Source organism: Bacillus sp. GS3m_15504 (assembly GCF_055825275.1).
On record NZ_JBVVNL010000001.1, the window covers coordinates 2005901 to 2024899 of the forward strand.

Consider the following 18999-nt stretch of genomic DNA (forward strand, 5'->3'; position numbering starts at 1 on the left):
ATTTTGCAGTTTTAAATGATGAATTAGGAGTTTTAAAATGAATACGAAACGAAATAGATTACTATACGCAACGTTTACAATCATTGTTATTATTTTAGGGCTTAGTTCAAGAAAGTTTGCTTTCGCGTTACCTGAGTTATTAAATGATTATTTAGGTGATGCTTTATGGGCATTGATGATTTTTATTGGATTCGGATTTTTATTTCCTAAAATAGAAACGAAGAAATTAGCTTTTATTAGTTTAATATTTTGCTACGGGATTGAAATGAGCCAATTGTACCATGCGGAATGGATAGATAATATTCGTGCAACGACTTTAGGTGGACTTGTGTTAGGGTACGGATTTTTGTGGAGTGATTTAGTTGCTTATACAATTGGTGTTGGAGTAGGGCTTATTTTTGAGTTTATTTTACAGAGGAAATAAGAGATTTGTAAAAGGGGTATTTGTTTATGGAGGATATTAACGCGAGAAGAACTACAAGCCGTTTGGTATGTTATGCTTTCTATTCAAATTATCTTTATTACTTATTTTGTTCAGTTAAAAGATTTATTAAAGCTAAATGAAGAGATGTTCTTTGGGATTTTTGTAAATAAAAAAGCTATTGAAGAATCAATAGAAAGGGGTGTATGAATATGAGAAAAATAATATTAATAGGTTCTGGTGGTTCAGGAAAATCTACATTAGCCAGGCAGTTAGGTAATAAATTAAGTATAAAAGTGCATCATCTTGATGCGTTATTTTGGAAACCGAATTGGGAAGGTGTACCGAAAGTGAAGCAAAGAAAGGTTCAAAATGAATTAGTTAAAGAAGATGAATGGATTATTGATGGGAATTATGGCGGGACAATGGACATAAGAATGAACGCAGCTGATACAATTATCTTTCTTGATATTCATAGAACAATATGTGTTTATCGAGCTTTTAAAAGGGTTATACAATATCGGAATAAAACAAGACCGGATATGGGTGCTGGATGTGAGGAAAGGTTTGACTTGCAATTTTTCAAATGGATATGGGAATATCCTAAAACGAAACGACCTTCAATTTTAAAAAGGTTAAATCAATTGAGTAAGGAAAAAGATGTTATTATTTTAAAATCTCCAAATGAAGTACGACAATTTTTAGAGAAGTACGATACCATAAATAGTTAGATTATAAAAAGAATGAACATGGGGGGATAGGATTGAATAGATTCATTGACCAGGTTTATTTTAATATGGTGAAAATTCCAGCAGGAAAAGTAGAATTAAGAGATGATCGCATAAAAAAAGAATGGCAAGTTCAAATAAAACCATTTCTTCTTGCAAAGTATGTTTTAACAGTGGAATTATTTTACTCAATTACAAATCGTGCACTAAATGGTAATGAAAATAGTAATAAACCTGTTGTAAATATCTCATGGAATGATGCCATTATGTTTTGTAATTTACTTTCAAAAAAAGCGGGGTTAAAAGAATATTATTCTGTTAGTAATGGTGGTCAAATCGTTAGTTGTAATTTAGATTCAAATGGTTACCGATTGCCATCTGAGGCAGAGTGGCAATACGCATGTAAAGCAGGTACGCCAGGATATACATATGGAGAACTTCAGAAAATAGCATGGTATAATGAAAATTCAAATGGACAAATTCGTGACGTAGGTAAAAAAGAGCCGAATGCATGGGGATTGTATGATATGTTAGGGAACGTTTGGGAATGGTGCTATGATTTGTATGATGAAAAGGTGTATGGATCATACCGGATTTTTCGAGGCGGTAGTTGGGCTGAAGCAGCTAGAGGTTGTGGTGCGACTTGTCGTCGCCGTAGCCATCCTACATTTTATATAGATGACCTTGGGTTTAGGCTCGCTAGGTCCATTTAGAAGAATAATAAGACCTGGGAGTATGGGAAATACCTGTAATCCTAATGACAACATAGAAAAGATTTAAATTAAGGAGTGTTTAAAGTGGCACGTGTTTTATTCATTAATACTGGATCAGAAGGGCATATAAATCCAACATTGCAAGTTGTAGAAGAATTAGTTTCGCGTGGGGAAGAGGTAGTTTATTTTTCAATAGAAGCTTTCAGAGAACGTATTGAAAAAACAGGGGCTATTGTAAGAACAATTGACGACCAAAGGTTTATAAAAGCATTTCTTTCCGGTGGCCGAAATTATTTACAGGAAAGAATAAACGGCCTTCTACATACAGCAGATGTTATTATACCAAGTGTTCTTGAACAAATTGAAGGTGAACATTTTGATTATATGATTCATGATTCGATGTTTGGCTGCGGTCGTTTAATTGCTCAAATCCTCAATCTTCCTGCCATAAACTCCTGTACATCTTTTGCGCAGGATGAAAACTCATTTAAACAAATGATAGAGCATCTTTCTAAAAATATCCCACTAAAAATTCAAGATAGAATACATAAAGATTTTCAAAACTTAACAAAAGGAATTGCAGAAAAATATAGTGTTGAAATAAACTCACCGTATGAAGTTTTTTGTAATCCAGCATCACTCACTATTGTGTATACGATTAAAGAGTTTCAACCATTCGGTGATACGTTTGATAAAACTTATAAATTTGTAGGGCCATCTATTTCTGCACAAGTAAAAAATGAAGGCTTTGATTTTACTTCAATTGAAGAAAAAAGTCCTATTTATATTTCTCTAGGTACTGTTTTTAATGACGCACTTGATTTTTATAAACTTTGTATGAGAACGTTTGAAAATAGTGAGCATACCATTGTGATGTCTATTGGTAATAAAACGAAAATAAGTGATTTAGGTGCTATTCCTAAAAACTTCATTGTAAAAAACTATGTTCCGCAAACTAAGCTACTTGCATATACAAAGTTATTTATTACACATGGTGGGATGAACAGTACGCATGAAGGGCTATATAACGGGATTCCACTCATTGTAATTCCGCAAAGTGCAGATCAGCCAGTCATTGCAAAGCAAGTTGAGAATCTAGGGGCTGGGATTAAGTTGTCTATGAAAGAATTAACTGAAGAACAATTACGTGAAAGTGTAGAACTTGTATTAAATAATCCATCATATAAAGAAGTTGCATTGAATTTGAAGGAATCTTTCCGAAAATCTGGTGGCTATCAGGAAGCTGCTGATGAGATTTTTACATTTATAGGTCAATAATAAATAGAAAATTATACATGAGAAGAGTGTCTATATGAAATGATATAGACAATCTTTTTTTATATGAAGCGGAGAATTCGTTGCTTTGAAATGTTAAATATTCTGTTTTGTAAATTCGGACCTTAGTTTTACGTGTTACTAATGCTTTCATCATTTCTGCACAACTTCTGCACATACTTTGATGATTTCTATGTCATGATATATTCATTAAGTGAAATATTTCACATAAAAAGAAATATATTTTCACTGCGGTGTATGCATAAGTAACACATACATCGATACAAGATTGTCTCTTGTTATTCTTTTACATCGAAGCCCACATTACACTACAAATTATAACAAAAAGGGGACAGGAACATGAATAATCGATTATTAAAACAACTACAAAACATGAAAATGAACAAAAAAAGTCTAGGAGCTGTTGCATTAACAGCCGGAATTATTGGTACGACGCTTATTCCTCAAAACACATATGCGCATGGTTTTGTTGAAAAACCTGGCAGTCGATCTGCTTTATGTAGTCCAACTTATGGTGCACTAAATGTAAATTGCGGAAGTGTTATGTATGAACCGCAAAGCTTAGAAGCACCAAAAGGATTTCCGCAAGGTGGCCCAGTTGATGGACAAATCGCTTCTGCAGGTGGTAAGTTTGGTGGTATTTTAGATCAACAAACAGCCGATCGTTGGTTTAAAAATACAATTACAGGCGGGGAAAATACATTTACGTGGAAATATACAGCGCCTCACTTAACGAGCAAATGGCATTACTATATTACAAAAAAAGGATGGAATCCAAATAAAGCGCTCACAAGAGCAGATTTAGAACCAATTGGAACTGTACAACATGATGGCTCTGCAGCCTCAAATCATTTAACTCACAAAATTAATGTACCTACTGATAGAAGTGGATATCATGTGATTTTAGCGGTATGGGATGTAGCTGATACAGCAAATGCATTCTATAATGTAATTGATGTTAATCTCATCAATGACGTAAAACCAGACACAGAAGCTCCAAGCATTCCAAATAGAATTCAGGCACAAAAAGTAACAGCGAATAGTATAGAACTAGCATGGAACGCTTCTACTGATAATGTAGGGGTAAAAGGGTATCAAATCTTCCGTAACGGAGAGATGATTGATACAGTACCAGGAACTTATTTTATTGATAAAAAATTACAACCAAGTACAGAATACTCTTATACTGTAAAAGCAATTGACGCAGCTGGAAATGTATCGAAAGAAAGTGCAACGCTTACAGTGAAAACAACAGTTGAGGTTCCTGATACAGAAGCACCAACACAACCAAAAGGATTACATAGTATGGGAACGACAGCGTCAAGTGTGGATCTAATGTGGAGTCCTTCTGACGATAATATTGGTGTAGACCATTACGATATTTATAGAGAAACAAAAGGGTTAATGGAAAAAATTGCAACATCCAATACGACTTCTTATATGGATAAATATTTACTCTCTAATACTACTTATAAATATGTAGTGAAAGCTGTTGATGTAGCTGGAAATGAATCTGTACAGAGTGATATATTCATAATTACTACAAAAACTGAAAGCGTTTCATATGAAGAATGGGATGCAAAGAAAGCATATGAAAAGGGAGATAGAGTTCTACACGAGGGAAAAGTATATGAAGCAGTCCAAAGTTATAAAGGAAATGGAGATCCAAACTGGATTTATGCCTTATCATTATGGAAAACAGTGTAAGCTTTACCTTGGTATGAACTAAGAGATAATGGGCTTTGATGCAAAAGGACATCTTGAGAATTCATTTTTCTACAAATAAAAAAGGGCAGTATATGAATACATAAAGTAGTTTCATATATTGCCTTTTTTATTATGATAACATTTTCGTCATAAGTATATGCGGAATGCCGTCTTCCATAAATACATCAGAAGAGGTTTGATAACCTAGTTTTTTATAAAATCCTTCAGCCTGTGTTTGACCGTGTAGTTTTACTTTTGTAGACTCTTTTTCACGAGCAATTTCTTCTAACGCTTGAATAATTACTTTGCCTAAACCGTATTTACGATAGTCTTTTAAAATACAAATACGTTCTAATTTTCCAATTCCATCAACAAATCGGATACGACCTGTACCAACAGGAAGATTGTTATAATAAACTAAAATATGTTTACATTTCTCCCCGATTTCATCAAACATATCGAATTCATCTTCAAGTGGGACATTTTGTTCTTTTACAAATACTTCTTTTCGAATATGAAAGGCAGTTTCTAAATCTGTAAGTTCTGTTATGAGTTTGGAGTGCAAATTGTTCAATCCTTTCTAGTGTGATGTGCTTTTGTTTTCATAGTATATCATAATGTTACGTAATAACGAGAAAATATAAAAAAGCTGACTGTAAGAGTCAGCATTCATGATAATTCCTGTATCCCGTTTTTTGTTCCAATAATCGCCTTACTAGTCATATTAACAAACAATCCGGTTTCAACTACACCAGTAATCATTTTTAATCGTTTGTGTAAATCGGAAGGAGTAGGTATATGATTAGGGAATATACAATCGATAATCATGTTATTATTATCGGTGATAAACGTTTCATTATTTTTTAAGCGTAACGTTGTTTGACATCCTAAAGATTGAATTTTACTTTCGGTTTGTTTCCATGCAAAAGGTATGATTTCAATAGGTAATGGAAAAGTCCCTAAACGTGTCACAACTTTTGATTCATCAACGATAATGATAAGTTCTTTCGAGGAGGAGGCTACAATTTTCTCGCGAAGTAATGCACCACCGCCTCCTTTAATAAGCTGTAAATTAGAATCAATTTCATCAGCTCCATCAATTGTAAGATCAAGACTTTGTACGTCGTTTAACGAAATCAACGGAATATTTAGCTGCTGTGCCAATGCTTCCGTTTCCTTTGATGTCGGAACAGCTTGAATTGATAATCCCTCTTTTACACGTTGACCTAATTTTTGTATCGTCCAGTATGCGGTTGATCCTGTACCAAGACCAATCTTCATACCATCTTTTACGAAGGTTGCAGCATATTCACCAGCTATCTGTTTTAAATCCATCGCTTTACTCCGCCGGACGTGGTCCAGCATCAAGGCCTGAATTTTCAACTGTAAGTACCGGACGAACTACTATATCCTTATGTACACGCATTTGACAAGATAATCGTAAATGATCTTCAATTCCTTTTTCTGTCATCGCATTTTTTTCATTCGCACTCGCTTCACAAAAATCACCGGCTATAATTTCTACTCTACAAGTTGTGCAACGTGCTTTTCCGCCGCAACGATGGAGTATGTTTACACCGTTATCTTCAATCGCTAATACTAACTTTGTTCCTTCTTTTACATCAAAAGTTCCCGCACCTTCAATTGTTAATTTTGGCAAATTTGTTCCTCCTCACGTAAAATTGTACATAACATATTTATGACCGCGAATTATTGAACATAAACATAATTTTTTTATATGCCCCGTAACTTTTTTATTTGTTGAATCGTTAATTAAGTAAGCGCTGAAAAGGAGTGGTTATTTTGTGCACAAAAGTAACTCATATTTTGAAAAATCATATTGATATGAATCATTCAAATATAACTTTTTTAATTGAGCAATACGGAGAGTTGAAAAGGTACTGTACATTTTTAACGAAAAATAAATGGGATGGCGAAGATCTTGCCCAAGAAACAGTTTGTAAAGTACTTCAAAAATATAGTAATAAAGATATTTGTATGACGCTCGTATATAAAATAGCTAGAAATCGTTGGTTAGATCAAATAAAGTCAAAATCAGTTCATGAAAAAATAAGAGACCAAATTACTTTTGAAGAACCACATGAAAAAATTGCAGATTTGCATGAAATGGTAGGGAAAGTATTATCTTCATTAAATCTACAGCAATCCGCAATTTTATTATTAAAAGATGTTTTTCAATATAGTATCGCTGATATTGCTAAAGTATGTTCCGTATCGGAAGGGGCAGTAAAAGCTTCTTTGTTTCGGAGTAGAAATAGGTTGAAAACTGTAAATGAAGAAGGGATAGAGATAGTTGAATTCACAGATGATATGGAAGTTGTAGTAACGTCTATTCGAGAAGAGAGACCGGAATTATTAACGAAACTGCTTCCAACAATAGATTTTACTAAGTTACCATCTAAACAGCCAGTCTTATTATTTAATGTGAAACAACCTTCTTCCTACAGTTGTATGCTTTGCGTTGCATAACAATTATTGGAGGGATTTAAAATGAATGCAATTCCATATGTTGTAGAACAAACGAAATTAGGAGAACGTTCCTATGATATATATTCAAGGTTATTAAAAGATCGTATTGTTATTATCGGTTCAGAAATAAATGATCAAGTAGCGAGTAGTGTCGTAGCTCAATTATTATTTTTAGAAGCAGAAGATGCAGAGAAAGATATATTTTTATACATTAATAGCCCAGGCGGATCAACGACAGCAGGTTTTGCTATATTAGATACGATGAATTTAATTAAACCAGACGTGCAAACGCTATGCATGGGCTTTGCAGCATCATTTGGTGCATTGCTATTATTATCAGGTGCAAAAGGAAAACGGTTTGCACTCCCAAATAGTGAAATTATGATTCATCAGCCACTTGGTGGTGCACAAGGGCAAGCGACGGAAATTGAAATCACAGCAAAAAGAATTTTAAAGTTAAAACATGATATTAATAAAATGATTGCAGAAAAAACAGGGCAACCGATTGAAAGAGTAGCACATGATACAGAAAGAGATTATTTTATGACTGCAGAAGAAGCGAAGGCATATGGGATTGTAGATGATGTTGTTACGAAAAAATAGCAGAAAGCAGGCTAGAGAGTAAAGTATATTCTCTAGCCTGTTTTATTAATCTTTTATCCATTCATCAACTAACGCTTGATTCTTTTTAATCCATTTTCGCGCCGCTTCTTCGGGATCTTTCGTTTTATTTAACTCGACCATTAATGTACCGAGCTGTTCATCGTTCATTTTCCATTTGTCGAAGTATTTTATGATATCCGGATGATCTTTTTCGAAACCTTTACGAACGGAGTAATAAATGTCATCTTTTTCACCATATACTTTCTTAGGGTCTTTTAAATATTTTAAGTCAAATTCTGAAAAACCCCAATGTGGATTCCAAAGCGTAACAGCGATTGGTTTCTTTTTCGTATATGCTTTTTTTAGTTCACTCATCAAAGCAGCTTCAGAAGATTGGACAAGTTTTAGCTTTATATCATATTCCTTCATCGCTTTATTCGTTAAGTTCATAAGACTACTACCTGGTTCGATACCGACGATTTTGTTATCTAATTCATCTTTATGAGCATTTAAATCTTCGATACTGCTTATGTTTTTCATATAAGAAGGTACGACAAGACCAAGTCCAGTACCTTCATACCATTTGGATTTTAAGACAATATCATCTTTATAACGATCATTTAGCGGTTTATCCGTAACGGGTAGCCATACTTCTAAATTAGCATCAACATCACCACGAGCCACACCAGTCCAAATTGCCGCTTTTTCTAAATACATGAGTTCAACTTTGTAGCCTTTTTGTTCTAGTAGTACCTTCCACATGTTTGCAGTTGCAATATTTTCTTTCCAACTTGTTACACCAAGTTTAATTTTTCCTTTCGAATTTGCATTTGTTGCATTACATGAAGTGAAAATCATAGTAATAAATAATGCAAGGCATATAAACCAAATTTTCTTTCGCATCGAAAACCTCCTAAGAAACGTTTGCCTCTTTAAATAAATGTATAAGTAAGCATTCTTATTATGAACGGAAACGAGAATTTTAAAGAATTCTTATGAATGTCATTTTTATGTAATATTTCTTTGTAAAATCGCAACACTATGTGAATAGATGGGTAGAAAAGGAGTAGTGACATGGATAATACAAAGGTGCGTGTTGAAAACGTAACAAAAGTATTCGGGAAACATCCGCAAAGAGCCCTTTCCTTATTAAAAGAAGGAAAAAGCAAATCGGAAATTTTGAAAGAGACAGGAATGAACGTTGGTGTGAAAAAAGCAACGTTTGAAGTATACTCTGGAGAAATTTTCGTTATTATGGGTTTGTCAGGTAGCGGGAAATCTACGTTAGTTCGTATGTTAAATCAATTAATTAAACCGACAGCGGGCCATATATACATAGATGGTGAAGATATCGCGACGATGGGCAAGGAAGAATTACGGAGAGTAAGAAGAACGAAAATGAGCATGGTATTTCAGAAATTTGCTCTATTTCCTCACCGTACCGTTTTGCAAAACGTTGCATATGGATTAGAAATACAAGGAGTTCCAGTAGAAGAACGTGAGAAAAAAGCATTAGAATCATTGAAATTAGTTGGACTTGATCATCATAAAGATAATTATCCAAGTCAACTGAGTGGTGGTATGCAGCAGCGTGTGGGCATTGCAAGAGCGCTTACGAATGATCCAGATGTTTTACTTATGGATGAGTCATTTAGTGCATTAGATCCACTTATTCGAAAAGAAATGCAAGATGAGCTATTAGAACTTCAAGATAAAATGGAAAAAACAATTATTTTTATTACGCATGATTTAGATGAAGCGCTTCGAATTGGTGATCGAATTGCATTGATGAAAGACGGAGAAGTTGTCCAAATTGGAACACCAGAAGAAATTATGATGAGTCCTGCCAATGAATTTGTAGAGAAGTTCGTGGCGGACGTGAATTTAGGAAAAGTAATTACAGCAGAATCTATTTTAAAACGACCGGAGACTTTATTAATTGATCGTGGACCACGTGTAGCACTTCAAATTATGAGGAACGCTGGGGTTTCTACTGTGTATGTTGTTAATAAAAAGTATGAATTTTTAGGTATATTAACTGCGGATGATGCAAGTAAAGCCGTTCAAAAACAGTGGCCGATTGCCGATTTATTACTTAACGATATTCCGCACGTGTATTTAGATACTTTATTAGAGGAAACGTATGCAAAAATGGCAGAGATGAAATATCCGTTACCCGTAATTGATGAGAAGAAAAGACTTAGAGGAATCATTAAACGTGAAAGTGTCATTCAAGCTCTTGCAGGAAACATTGAGGAAGAGGTGAAGGACGATGAATAGTATTCCGCGTATTCCATTAGGGGAATGGGTTGATTCATTTGTTGCAAGTTTATATGAGCACTTTGAAGGCTTATTCCGAGGATTCTCTTATATTATTGGAGGATTCGTTGATTTACTCACTAATTTTTTAACAATAATACCGGCCATATTGATGATTATTTTACTGTGTTTCCTCATTTGGTACACAACGAGAAAAGTATCTTTAGTTATTTTTACACTGATCGGATTATTATTTATTTTAAATATTAACTACTGGGCACAGACGATGCAAACATTAGCACTCGTACTTACTTCCGTTATTATTTCAATTATTGTTGGAATTCCAATTGGGATATTAGCATCTCAAAATGAGCGTTTCTCAAAATTTTTAAAACCGACATTAGATTTTATGCAGACAATGCCGGCTTTCGTATATCTGATTCCTGCGATTACATTTTTCGGAGTAGGAGTAGTACCTGGGATTATTGCATCAGTAATCTTTGCAATGCCACCGACAATTCGTTTTACTGATTTAGGAATTAGACAAGTTCCAGAAGATTTAATAGAAGCAGCGAATGCATTTGGTTCAACCGCATCACAAAAACTATTTAAAGTACAATTACCACTCGCAACTGGAACGATTATGGCTGGTGTGAATCAAAGCATTATGCTTTCGTTATCAATGGTAGTAACAGCATCTCTTGTAGGAGCACCAGGTCTCGGCGTTGATGTATACCGCTCTGTAACACAAGTTAATATCGGAATGGGATTTGAAGCCGGACTAGCTATTGTTGTCATTGCGATTATATTAGACCGCATTACACAAGGATTTCATCAAAAAAGAAGATAACAAAAAAACACACTTTATTATACAAAGTGTGTTTTTTGTTTGAATAGATTACATTCAGCTGATACAAAAACTTGGTTTTGTTGTTATTTCATTGATTTAATTCTTCGATGAATAACGATATGTTTATTTAATATAATAGCGACTTGAAAATCTCTTCTTAAGAAGAGGATTATGTGGTGGAAAAGTATAAGTAATAAAGTACATTTTTTGGAAATTATTAATTGGAATAGCGAATATATTAGGAGACAGTGACGTCATGTAAATAGATATTATTTTGGAAGAAATGATGAGAGGAGATGCTATTTTGTCTAAAAAGAAAAAAAGTAATGATGCCTTGGCAATAGGCGTCGGTATAGGGGTTGTAATCGGTGTAGTCCAAGGTTATTTTACAAATAATTTAGTAATCGGAATTGTGATTGGGATTGTAATTGGGATTGCGTTTTTGAAGAAATAATGAGGTTAAATTTATTTCAAAAATTGCTGTATCAAAAGAGTGAATCTTCGGAATATAAATCCTGTTTTTCCTTTTTTTATGATATTATATATGAAAAGGATGGTGATGAATATGTCAACAAACGATCAAGTAAAACTAAACTGTTTTATTTGTGAAAAGCATAAAGGAAATATTATAGTTCCAGGTGGAGCTATTTACGAAGATGAACTGGTTTACGTTGGACATGTCCACTGGGATAGTGAAGAAACATACTTGGGTTATGTAATGATAGGTATAAAAAGGCATGTACCTGGCCTCGCTGAACTAACAGATGAAGAAGCGAAAGCGTTCGGACTTATAACAAGTAGAGTAAGTAAAGCGCTAAAAGAAAGTGAAGGTGCGGAACATATTTACACTTTTGTTTCAGGAAATGGTGTACCACATATGCATATGCACATCATACCGCGTTATGAAAATACACCGAAAGAGTTTTGGTCACCGACTGAAGTAGCGAAATGGAACGGTGCGCCTTATGGTGACGCAGAAAAAATCAAAAAACTATGCGAAAGAATACGAAAGTATATGGTGAGTGAATATGCATACAACAAATAATAGACAATATTCATGGGTTGGAAGTAGAGAAATGTGCTTAGACGAAATTTCGATAAAGCAATATGGTGAAATCGTAATTGGTAAATACGGCGGGAATATAAGTGCCGGAGCAAAAAAGAATGAAGATGGTGCTTTAGTTTGGTCAAATGGTGATTGGGAATTTGCAGCTATATTAGATGGACATAATAGTGCAGAAAGTGTTGATTTATTAGTAAATACAATTCAAAAAGAATATGAAAATATAAAAGAAATGATGAATGAATCGATTGATACAGTATTTCGATCTATTGAAAATCATATTCTTACTATCTTTCAATCTTCTTCATTTAAGGAAAAGTGTCAAAGAATTAAAGGTGAAACAGCTTGCTTACTATGTGTAAGAAAAGAAAATTATATATGGTGGCTATCTATTGGAGACTGTTTAGTTTATGTATTTCATGAAGAGTTACATAAGTTAGGACAATATGCATTAAATCAACGTCATTTTTACGAATGGATTGGAAATGTAAACACATTTGATTTACCTGTTCCTTGTTATTCAACAGGAATTCGTGAATTACGTACTGGCAACAATCGAATTGTAATGGTGACAGATGGGGTATTAGAATGCGGGGAACAGCGGTATGAAACTCCTGTAAATCTGTATAGTGATATGAATAGAAATAATAACGTACTTAAAGAAAATATCCATAATGTTTTAGAACACGTTCATCTTCAGTTAGGGCGAGATAGTGCGACAGTTATTAGTTGGGACGTAGAAAATAAAATACATGCTACGTATCCAAGTGATCAACCAGATAAAAGGTAAAGGAGGAGACATCACTGTTTTTAGTTAAAGGAATTTTATTAATATTATGGATTATATTCTTAGTTATTTTGGAGAAAGTATTGAGAAAAAAATTAAATATACCGAAACAAACAGACTGGAATAGTAAATATGTAAACAACACTCATAAATGGGGCACTAGGGCTCTTATCATTTCTTATATAATTGTTACGATGATATGTGCCACTTTAAATCCTATTTATATTAGTAATTTACCCATTTTATTTTTAATAACTTTATACTGTTTTCAATCATATATGGAATGGAAATTTGATAAAGAATCAAGGGAATATGTCATTTCTATAGGAACGGTTCCATTATTAATAATAACAGGAATTATGCTTAATCTTTTCTTTTATAGTTATTAGATTTAATCCTATGTGGAATGAATGGGGAGACAAGATGAAAAATCCTAAATTACGTGCTGAAGTAATGATTTTAAATGGAGATCATTCTAAAGTACTTGTACAATGTGATTTAAGTAAAACATTTTATCGATTTCCAGGCGGTTCTATCGAATTGGGTGAAACAGCAAAAGAAGCAATAATACTAGAATTAATGGAAGAATACGATTTGAAGATTGATATTCAAGAGTTAACTGTTGTAAATGAGCATATTTTTGAATGGAACAACGAAAAGGGGCATCATTGCACATTGATACATAGGCGGACTGTTAAAGAGAGAATTACAAATGAAATAAGACATAAAGAATATGAAGATATTATATTAACTTGAAAAAGTATAAATGAATTAATGAAGAAGCCCACATATCCTGAAGGGGTTATAAATTATTTAGAAGAAAATAACCGTAATATAGTCCACTTTATTTCTAAATATATATAAAGTAATAGGGAGGGATAACAATGGGGAATTCTACTTTTTGGATTATAATTTTCGCTTATTGCATAGCTGGCTATTTTTTCGATAAGTACTTAAGAAAAAAATTGAATATGCCAAAGAGTGGTTTTTGGGGATATAAGCACGTGAATAGTCTGCATGTAAAATTGGAAGTAGGATTATTTATAATTTATTTAATAACTAGTTTTATTTATATATATAAATTCGAAAACGTTAATATTGGATATGCTATTATTACTTATTTAGGTATAACATGGATTTTAAGATCATGGATGGAATGGAAGTATGATAGAGAGTCGAAAGAATATATATTTTCGATAATCGGACTAGTTTCATTTATAGTTATGTTCTTAATACTATTTTATCTCGTTCCACCTGCCTCATAATAAAGGGACTAATTAGAAGATACTAACTGTCATGTAATCCACTTTACTTTAAATAATGCAACGTAGTAATAGGAGGGGATTGAACATGTGGAATTCTACATTTTGGATAATCATTATAGGAATTGCTATAGGCGGATATTTTTTAGAGCAGTTTTTAAGAAGAAAGTTGAATATGGAGAAGAAGGGTTTCTTTGGATATAAGCATGTAAATAGCTTGCATGTAAAATTGAAAATAGGATTGTTTTTTATTTATTTTGTAAGTGGTATTATTTATGTGAATAGTTATGAAAATACCAATGCAGCTTATGTTCTTTTCACTTTCTTTGGAATGTCACAGACGTTACAAATTTGGATGGAATGGAAATTTGATAGAGAATCCAAAGAATACATCCTTTCAACAATCGGTTTACTTGCATTTGTAGTTATGATTTCATTGCTACTTTACTTCGATCCGATTTCAGCGTAAAAGTAAGGCTAAAGAAATAAGAAACCATTTACTACTAAATGGTTTCTTATTTAAATTCATCATTTATTTTGGCTAATATAGATGTAATGAAATTTGTTTTATCCTCAGCATATTGATGTTTATCATTAGGGTTAGCTTGTGAAAGTTGAATCTTTAACTGTTCATATTGTATACGAGAAGTTTTGTTGTTTATTAAGTAATCTCTGAATTGTAATTGCTCTATTAAATATGTATTTCCCTGTTCATACATATGAATTTGATGAGTTCTTGGTTCACCTTTATTAAAATAATATCGTTCAGGCAATACATCTTTTCTATATTTATAGTTTAGTAGTTCTAACTTTTTAATACAATGTATACCATCCCTATAATTTTCTAATTCAATTGCTATATCAATAATGGGCTTTGCACTTAAATGTGGAATAGAAGTACTACCAATATGGTGTATCGCTAAAATATGTTCGCCAATTTGTTCCTCAATGAATTGTTTCTCCTTTACAAATTCAATTGCCCACTCTTCAGTCCACGGAACTAAAAACACTTTACCATAGGGTAAACCTAACATTTAATTAGCACCTCTTTCGAAATGGTTTTTAATAAAGGGAATTACATCTTCTTAAAATTTCTCAAAACAAGGTATTCCCACAATCTCCAGGGAAGAATCTTCTTTACTAAGATCATAAATTTTACACCTTTTCCAATTGGGTATCGTAATGTTGTGCGCTTAGCTTCAGCAATATCAACGATTTTTTTAGCAACATCTATTGGATTACCAAATGTATCACTGCCGCTATTAATATGTTTTTGTATTTTACCCATATATTCTTTGTATGGAGAGGTAGTTTCAGATTGATTTTCTGCTAATTGTTTACCAACTTCCCAAATGTTCGTGTTATAAGAACCTGGTTCAATTAAAGCAACATCTATTCCAAAAGATTTCACTTCTAAACGAAGGGATTCACTCCATCCTTCTAATGCATATTTGGAAGAAACGTAAGGGGATAAACCAGGGAATCCAACTTGACCACTAATGCTACTTATATTAATGATTTTTCCGCTTTTTTGTTCTCTCATATATGGTAAAACAAGCTGAGTGATTGAAATAGAACCAAAAAGATTCGTTTCAAATTGTTTACGGTATTCTTCTACTGGAATTTCTTCTACAAAGCCACCATTAGCATATCCTGCGTTATTAATAAGTAGATCTACTCTATTTATTTCTTTTATATATAATTGAAAGTTATGTATAGAGTTTTGATCGGTTACATCTAATTGTTGAACTGTTATGTTTTGCTGCAAGTTGAGTTGAGTAGCTTGAGATATTAAGTTCGCTTGTTTTTCAAGGTTTCGCATTGTAGCGATAATTAAATAATCTTTTTTTGCGAGTTCGAGTGTAGTTAATAGTCCAAATCCACTTGAGGCTCCTGTAATAATTGCGACTTTTTTGTTCATTTTCTGCCAGCTTTCTTTTTCTTTTATCATAACGAGTTATGATAAGAAAATCCATTATTCTATCATTCATTTTGAAAGAAGTACCCATTCATGTTATACGAGCTTTTTTAACGACTTTTAAAAGAGGAAATTATACGGACTCAGCGTATATAGAGAAGTGAGTATGAATACGTTTATGAAATGAGGGAAGAATAATGGCCCATGTGAAGGATGTATTAGCAGATCAGTTATTAGCGAATGCGAACGATCCTAGTTGGTATATTCCGTTTTCAGATGCAGTGAAAGATCTATCTGAGAGAGAAGCTTTCTGGAAACCGAATGAAGAGAGTAATAGTATAGCTGAAATTGTACAACATTTACTATATTGGAACTCAACGTGGCAAACTAGGTACAAAGAATCGAATGTGAATGCCGTGCCCGCTATTGGTGATAATAACAAAAGTTTTATGCTTTCAGATAATCAAACCTTCGATGAGTTAAGAGAAAAACTACTAGAGAAACTATTACAATGGCAAAAGCTTATCAATGAAGAGAAGGTTGAAAGTGATGTAGTTGGATTTCCAGTATGTGCGAAGTGGTGGGAAGTGCTAGCAAATGTAACAACTCATAATGCTTATCATATTGGTCAAATTATTTACATTCGGAAGTTACAGAAGAGTTTTGATAATGAATAAGATAATAATTTTCAAATTAGGTGAACAAAAGTGGACAAAACGAGACAGGTGTCTCATTTTGTCCACTTTTTTATTTTGAAAGAAAAGAGAAAACCTATTAAATCAAGCATTAGAATTTGGCACAGCACTTGCAATATAAAAGATGAACAAGAAAATAGGAGGGCTGGACATGTTAAAAACAACTGAAAGTAAAGGGAATGAAATTACGAAAGAACAAGCTCGTTGGATGTATGAAAAAATGTTAGAGATTCGTAAATTTGAAGATAAGGTACATGAATTGTTCGCTCAAGGCGTGCTGCCAGGTTTTGTTCATTTATACGCAGGTGAAGAAGCGGTAGCAGTTGGTGTATGTGCCCACTTAACGGATAGTGACAGTATTACAAGTACGCATAGAGGACATGGACACTGTATCGCAAAAGGTTGTGATTTAAACGGTATGATGGCTGAACTTTTTGGGAAAGCGACAGGGTTATGTAAAGGTAAAGGCGGCTCCATGCATATTGCCGATTTAGATAAAGGAATGCTTGGTGCAAATGGCATTGTAGGTGGTGGTTTCCCACTTGCTTGCGGTTCGGCATTAACAGCTAAATATAAAGGAACGAAAGATGTAAGTGTTTGTTTCTTCGGTGACGGAGCAAATAATGAAGGAACATTCCATGAAGGGGTTAATTTAGCGGCGATTTGGAAGTTACCTGTTATTTTTATTGCAGAAAATAACGGTTACGGTGAAGCAACGACATTTGAATATGCTTCAAGTTGCGATTCTATTGCAGATCGTGCGAAAGCTTATAACATTCCAGGTGTTCAAGTAGATGGAAAGGATCTTCTAGCTGTATATAAAGCTGCTGAAGAAGCAGTAGAACGTGCGCGTAATGGCGATGGTCCAACAATAATTGAATGTATGACATATCGTAATTACGGTCATTTCGAAGGTGAAGCACAAACGTATAAAACTTCAGAAGAAAAAGAAGAACATTTAAACGAAAAAGATGCAATTGTGAATTTCCGTAAGCATTTAATTCATGAAGCTTTATTAACTGAGTCTGAACTTGTGGATATGGAAAAGGCAGTAGATGAGGCAGTACAAAGATCAATTGAGTTTAGTGAAAATAGTCCGTATCCAGGGGATGAAGAATTATTAAAAGATGTTTATGTTTCTTATAAATAAGAGGAGGGTGAAAAATTATGACTAGAACAGTAAGTATGTCAACTGCAATTAATGAAGCGATGAAAATCTCAATGCGCCGTGATGAAAATGTAATTTTAATAGGGGAAGACGTTGCAGGTGGTGCACAAGTTGATCATTTGCAAGATGATGAAGCATGGGGCGGTGTTCTTGGTGTTACGAAAGGTCTTGTACAAGAATTTGGTCGAAATCGTATTTTAGATACACCAATTTCAGAAGCGGGTTATATGGGAGCAGCGATGGCAGCTGCGGCAACAGGTTTACGTCCGATAGCTGAATTAATGTTTAATGATTTTATCGGTAGTTGCCTTGATCAAGTATTAAACCAAGGTGCAAAGTTCCGTTATATGTTCGGTGGTAAAGCGAAAGTGCCAGTTACAGTACGTACGATGCATGGTGCTGGATTTAGCGCAGCAGCGCAGCATTCACAAAGTTTATATGCGTTGTTTACGAGTATTCCAGGAATTAAAGTTGTCGTTCCTTCTACTCCGTATGATGCAAAAGGTTTACTATTAGCGGCAATTGAAGATGATGATCCAGTAATCTTCTTTGAAGATAAAACACTCTACAATATGAAGGGTGAAGTGCCAGAAGGTTATTACACAATTCCATTAGGAAAAGCGGATATTAAACGGGAAGGTTCTGACGTAACAATCGTCGCAATTGGAAAACAAGTTCATACAGCACTTGCGGCTGCTGAGCAATTAGCGAAAAAAGGACTTGAAGTAGAAGTGATTGATCCGCGTTCTTTATCACCACTTGATGAAGATACAATCTTATCATCTGTTGAAAAAACGAATCGACTGATTGTTATTGATGAAGCAAACCCTAGATGTAGCATTGCGACAGATATTGCAGCAATTGTAGCGGATAAAGGATTTGATTTATTAGATGCACCTATTAAACGAATTACAGCACCACATACACCAGTTCCGTTCTCACCACCACTTGAAAAGTTATATTTACCAACGCCGGAGAAAGTAATTGAAACTGTATCAGAAATGATCGGAGACCAATCTTTATTACATGTGTAATGAAA

24 protein-coding genes and 2 pseudogenes are annotated in these 18999 nt (G+C 33.8%); 20 read left to right on the plus strand and 6 right to left on the minus strand.

Features of this window, described 5'->3' with window-relative positions; translation table 11 throughout:
• The first annotated feature begins 37 nt into the window (after nucleotides 1-37).
• From AC0L0O_RS10520 to AC0L0O_RS10545, 6 genes and pseudogenes are all read left to right on the plus strand, one after another.
• Complete coding sequence (locus AC0L0O_RS10520) at nucleotides 38-424, plus strand: ribosomal maturation YjgA family protein (RefSeq protein WP_001093446.1); 387 nt, start codon at nucleotides 38-40, stop codon at nucleotides 422-424.
• Between the two features lie 33 nt (nucleotides 425-457).
• Nucleotides 458-631 (plus strand): annotated as a pseudogene (locus AC0L0O_RS10525) (aminoglycoside phosphotransferase); the annotation flags it as partial.
• Between the two features lie 2 nt (nucleotides 632-633).
• Complete coding sequence (locus AC0L0O_RS10530) at nucleotides 634-1152, plus strand: DNA topology modulation protein (protein ID WP_001226297.1); 519 nt, start codon at nucleotides 634-636, stop codon at nucleotides 1150-1152.
• A 65-nt stretch (nucleotides 1153-1217) separates the two neighbouring features.
• Entirely contained in the window at nucleotides 1218-1862 is a 645-nt protein-coding gene (locus AC0L0O_RS10535) for a formylglycine-generating enzyme family protein (protein WP_001982255.1), read from the plus strand.
• 84 nt (nucleotides 1863-1946) lie between these two features.
• Nucleotides 1947-3140 carry a macrolide family glycosyltransferase gene (locus AC0L0O_RS10540; protein WP_000124905.1) on the plus strand — a complete coding sequence of 398 codons (1194 nt, stop codon included), beginning with the start codon at nucleotides 1947-1949 and terminating at the stop codon, nucleotides 3138-3140.
• A gap of 357 nt (nucleotides 3141-3497) precedes the next feature.
• Nucleotides 3498-4865 carry a lytic polysaccharide monooxygenase gene (locus AC0L0O_RS10545; RefSeq protein WP_001065251.1) on the plus strand — a complete coding sequence of 456 codons (1368 nt, stop codon included), beginning with the start codon at nucleotides 3498-3500 and terminating at the stop codon, nucleotides 4863-4865.
• A gap of 130 nt (nucleotides 4866-4995) precedes the next feature.
• Here AC0L0O_RS10545 and AC0L0O_RS10550 read toward each other — a convergent pair whose 3' ends face one another.
• The 3 genes from AC0L0O_RS10550 to AC0L0O_RS10560 all read right to left on the minus strand — a co-directional run bounded on the left by AC0L0O_RS10550 (nucleotide 4996) and on the right by AC0L0O_RS10560 (nucleotide 6525).
• Entirely contained in the window at nucleotides 4996-5430 is a 435-nt protein-coding gene (locus AC0L0O_RS10550) for a GNAT family N-acetyltransferase (RefSeq protein ID WP_000555716.1), read from the minus strand.
• 104 nt (nucleotides 5431-5534) lie between these two features.
• Entirely contained in the window at nucleotides 5535-6200 is a 666-nt protein-coding gene (gene rpiA, locus AC0L0O_RS10555) for a ribose 5-phosphate isomerase A (protein ID WP_087931905.1), read from the minus strand.
• Between the two features lie 4 nt (nucleotides 6201-6204).
• Nucleotides 6205-6525 (minus strand): 2Fe-2S iron-sulfur cluster-binding protein, encoded by a 321-nt coding sequence (locus AC0L0O_RS10560; RefSeq protein WP_001125378.1) that lies wholly within the window; start codon nucleotides 6523-6525, stop codon nucleotides 6205-6207.
• Nucleotides 6526-6668: 143 nt separating this feature from the next.
• On the opposite strand from AC0L0O_RS10560, the gene AC0L0O_RS10565 reads away from it, so the two are divergent.
• Both AC0L0O_RS10565 and clpP read left to right on the plus strand, forming a co-directional pair.
• Entirely contained in the window at nucleotides 6669-7355 is a 687-nt protein-coding gene (locus tag AC0L0O_RS10565; protein WP_000337490.1) for an RNA polymerase subunit sigma-70, read from the plus strand.
• A gap of 21 nt (nucleotides 7356-7376) precedes the next feature.
• Nucleotides 7377-7958 (plus strand): ATP-dependent Clp endopeptidase proteolytic subunit ClpP, encoded by a 582-nt coding sequence (clpP, locus tag AC0L0O_RS10570; RefSeq protein ID WP_000991625.1) that lies wholly within the window; start codon nucleotides 7377-7379, stop codon nucleotides 7956-7958.
• Nucleotides 7959-8003: 45 nt separating this feature from the next.
• On the opposite strand, the gene AC0L0O_RS10575 is transcribed toward clpP, so the two are convergent.
• On the minus strand, nucleotides 8004-8861 hold the full coding sequence (locus AC0L0O_RS10575) for a glycine betaine ABC transporter substrate-binding protein (protein WP_001227634.1): 858 nt from the start codon (nucleotides 8859-8861) through the stop codon (nucleotides 8004-8006).
• A gap of 171 nt (nucleotides 8862-9032) precedes the next feature.
• Between AC0L0O_RS10575 and AC0L0O_RS10580 the strand changes: the two genes are divergently transcribed.
• The 9 genes and pseudogenes from AC0L0O_RS10580 to AC0L0O_RS10620 all read left to right on the plus strand — a co-directional run bounded on the left by AC0L0O_RS10580 (nucleotide 9033) and on the right by AC0L0O_RS10620 (nucleotide 14648).
• On the plus strand, nucleotides 9033-10238 hold the full coding sequence (locus tag AC0L0O_RS10580) for a quaternary amine ABC transporter ATP-binding protein (RefSeq protein WP_000370609.1): 1206 nt from the start codon (nucleotides 9033-9035) through the stop codon (nucleotides 10236-10238).
• Nucleotides 10231-11067: an ABC transporter permease gene (locus tag AC0L0O_RS10585; RefSeq protein WP_001084766.1), complete on the plus strand. Its 837-nt coding sequence runs from the start codon at nucleotides 10231-10233 to the stop codon at nucleotides 11065-11067. The genes AC0L0O_RS10580 and AC0L0O_RS10585 overlap by 8 nt, the downstream gene beginning before the upstream one ends.
• Before the next feature lie 286 nt (nucleotides 11068-11353).
• Nucleotides 11354-11521, plus strand: coding sequence for a glycine zipper domain-containing protein (locus AC0L0O_RS10590; RefSeq protein WP_015945623.1), 168 nt, complete (start codon nucleotides 11354-11356; stop codon nucleotides 11519-11521).
• Nucleotides 11522-11620: 99 nt separating this feature from the next.
• A complete protein-coding gene (locus tag AC0L0O_RS10595; protein ID WP_060757456.1) occupies nucleotides 11621-12112 on the plus strand; it encodes an HIT family protein in 492 nt (163 codons plus the stop codon).
• Nucleotides 12096-12920, plus strand: coding sequence for a PP2C family serine/threonine-protein phosphatase (locus AC0L0O_RS10600; RefSeq protein ID WP_000557589.1), 825 nt, complete (start codon nucleotides 12096-12098; stop codon nucleotides 12918-12920). Before AC0L0O_RS10595 ends, AC0L0O_RS10600 begins: the two co-directional genes overlap by 17 nt.
• A gap of 68 nt (nucleotides 12921-12988) precedes the next feature.
• The gene (locus AC0L0O_RS10605) at nucleotides 12989-13306 is read left to right on the plus strand and encodes a DUF4181 domain-containing protein (protein ID WP_002036451.1); all 318 of its coding nucleotides are present in this window, start codon (nucleotides 12989-12991) and stop codon (nucleotides 13304-13306) included.
• A 34-nt stretch (nucleotides 13307-13340) separates the two neighbouring features.
• A pseudogene (locus AC0L0O_RS10610) lies at nucleotides 13341-13781 on the plus strand (NUDIX domain-containing protein).
• Nucleotides 13782-13801: 20 nt separating this feature from the next.
• Entirely contained in the window at nucleotides 13802-14182 is a 381-nt protein-coding gene (locus AC0L0O_RS10615; protein ID WP_000528445.1) for a DUF4181 domain-containing protein, read from the plus strand.
• An 85-nt stretch (nucleotides 14183-14267) separates the two neighbouring features.
• Nucleotides 14268-14648, plus strand: coding sequence for a DUF4181 domain-containing protein (locus AC0L0O_RS10620; protein WP_000267365.1), 381 nt, complete (start codon nucleotides 14268-14270; stop codon nucleotides 14646-14648).
• Nucleotides 14649-14694: 46 nt separating this feature from the next.
• On the opposite strand, the gene AC0L0O_RS10625 is transcribed toward AC0L0O_RS10620, so the two are convergent.
• Both AC0L0O_RS10625 and AC0L0O_RS10630 read right to left on the minus strand, forming a co-directional pair.
• Nucleotides 14695-15213 (minus strand): GrpB family protein, encoded by a 519-nt coding sequence (locus AC0L0O_RS10625; RefSeq protein WP_000901189.1) that lies wholly within the window; start codon nucleotides 15211-15213, stop codon nucleotides 14695-14697.
• A gap of 41 nt (nucleotides 15214-15254) precedes the next feature.
• On the minus strand, nucleotides 15255-16100 hold the full coding sequence (locus tag AC0L0O_RS10630; RefSeq protein WP_001036861.1) for an oxidoreductase: 846 nt from the start codon (nucleotides 16098-16100) through the stop codon (nucleotides 15255-15257).
• 194 nt (nucleotides 16101-16294) lie between these two features.
• On the opposite strand from AC0L0O_RS10630, the gene AC0L0O_RS10635 reads away from it, so the two are divergent.
• The 3 genes from AC0L0O_RS10635 to acoB all read left to right on the plus strand — a co-directional run bounded on the left by AC0L0O_RS10635 (nucleotide 16295) and on the right by acoB (nucleotide 18994).
• On the plus strand, nucleotides 16295-16774 hold the full coding sequence (locus AC0L0O_RS10635) for a DinB family protein (protein ID WP_000951603.1): 480 nt from the start codon (nucleotides 16295-16297) through the stop codon (nucleotides 16772-16774).
• Nucleotides 16775-16943: 169 nt separating this feature from the next.
• Nucleotides 16944-17942: an acetoin:2,6-dichlorophenolindophenol oxidoreductase subunit alpha gene (gene acoA / locus AC0L0O_RS10640; protein WP_000921283.1), complete on the plus strand. Its 999-nt coding sequence runs from the start codon at nucleotides 16944-16946 to the stop codon at nucleotides 17940-17942.
• Nucleotides 17943-17959: 17 nt separating this feature from the next.
• Nucleotides 17960-18994, plus strand: a complete 1035-nt coding sequence (gene acoB, locus AC0L0O_RS10645; RefSeq protein ID WP_000198887.1) for an acetoin:2,6-dichlorophenolindophenol oxidoreductase subunit beta — start codon at nucleotides 17960-17962, stop codon at nucleotides 18992-18994.
• The last annotated feature ends 5 nt before the right edge of the window (nucleotides 18995-18999 follow it).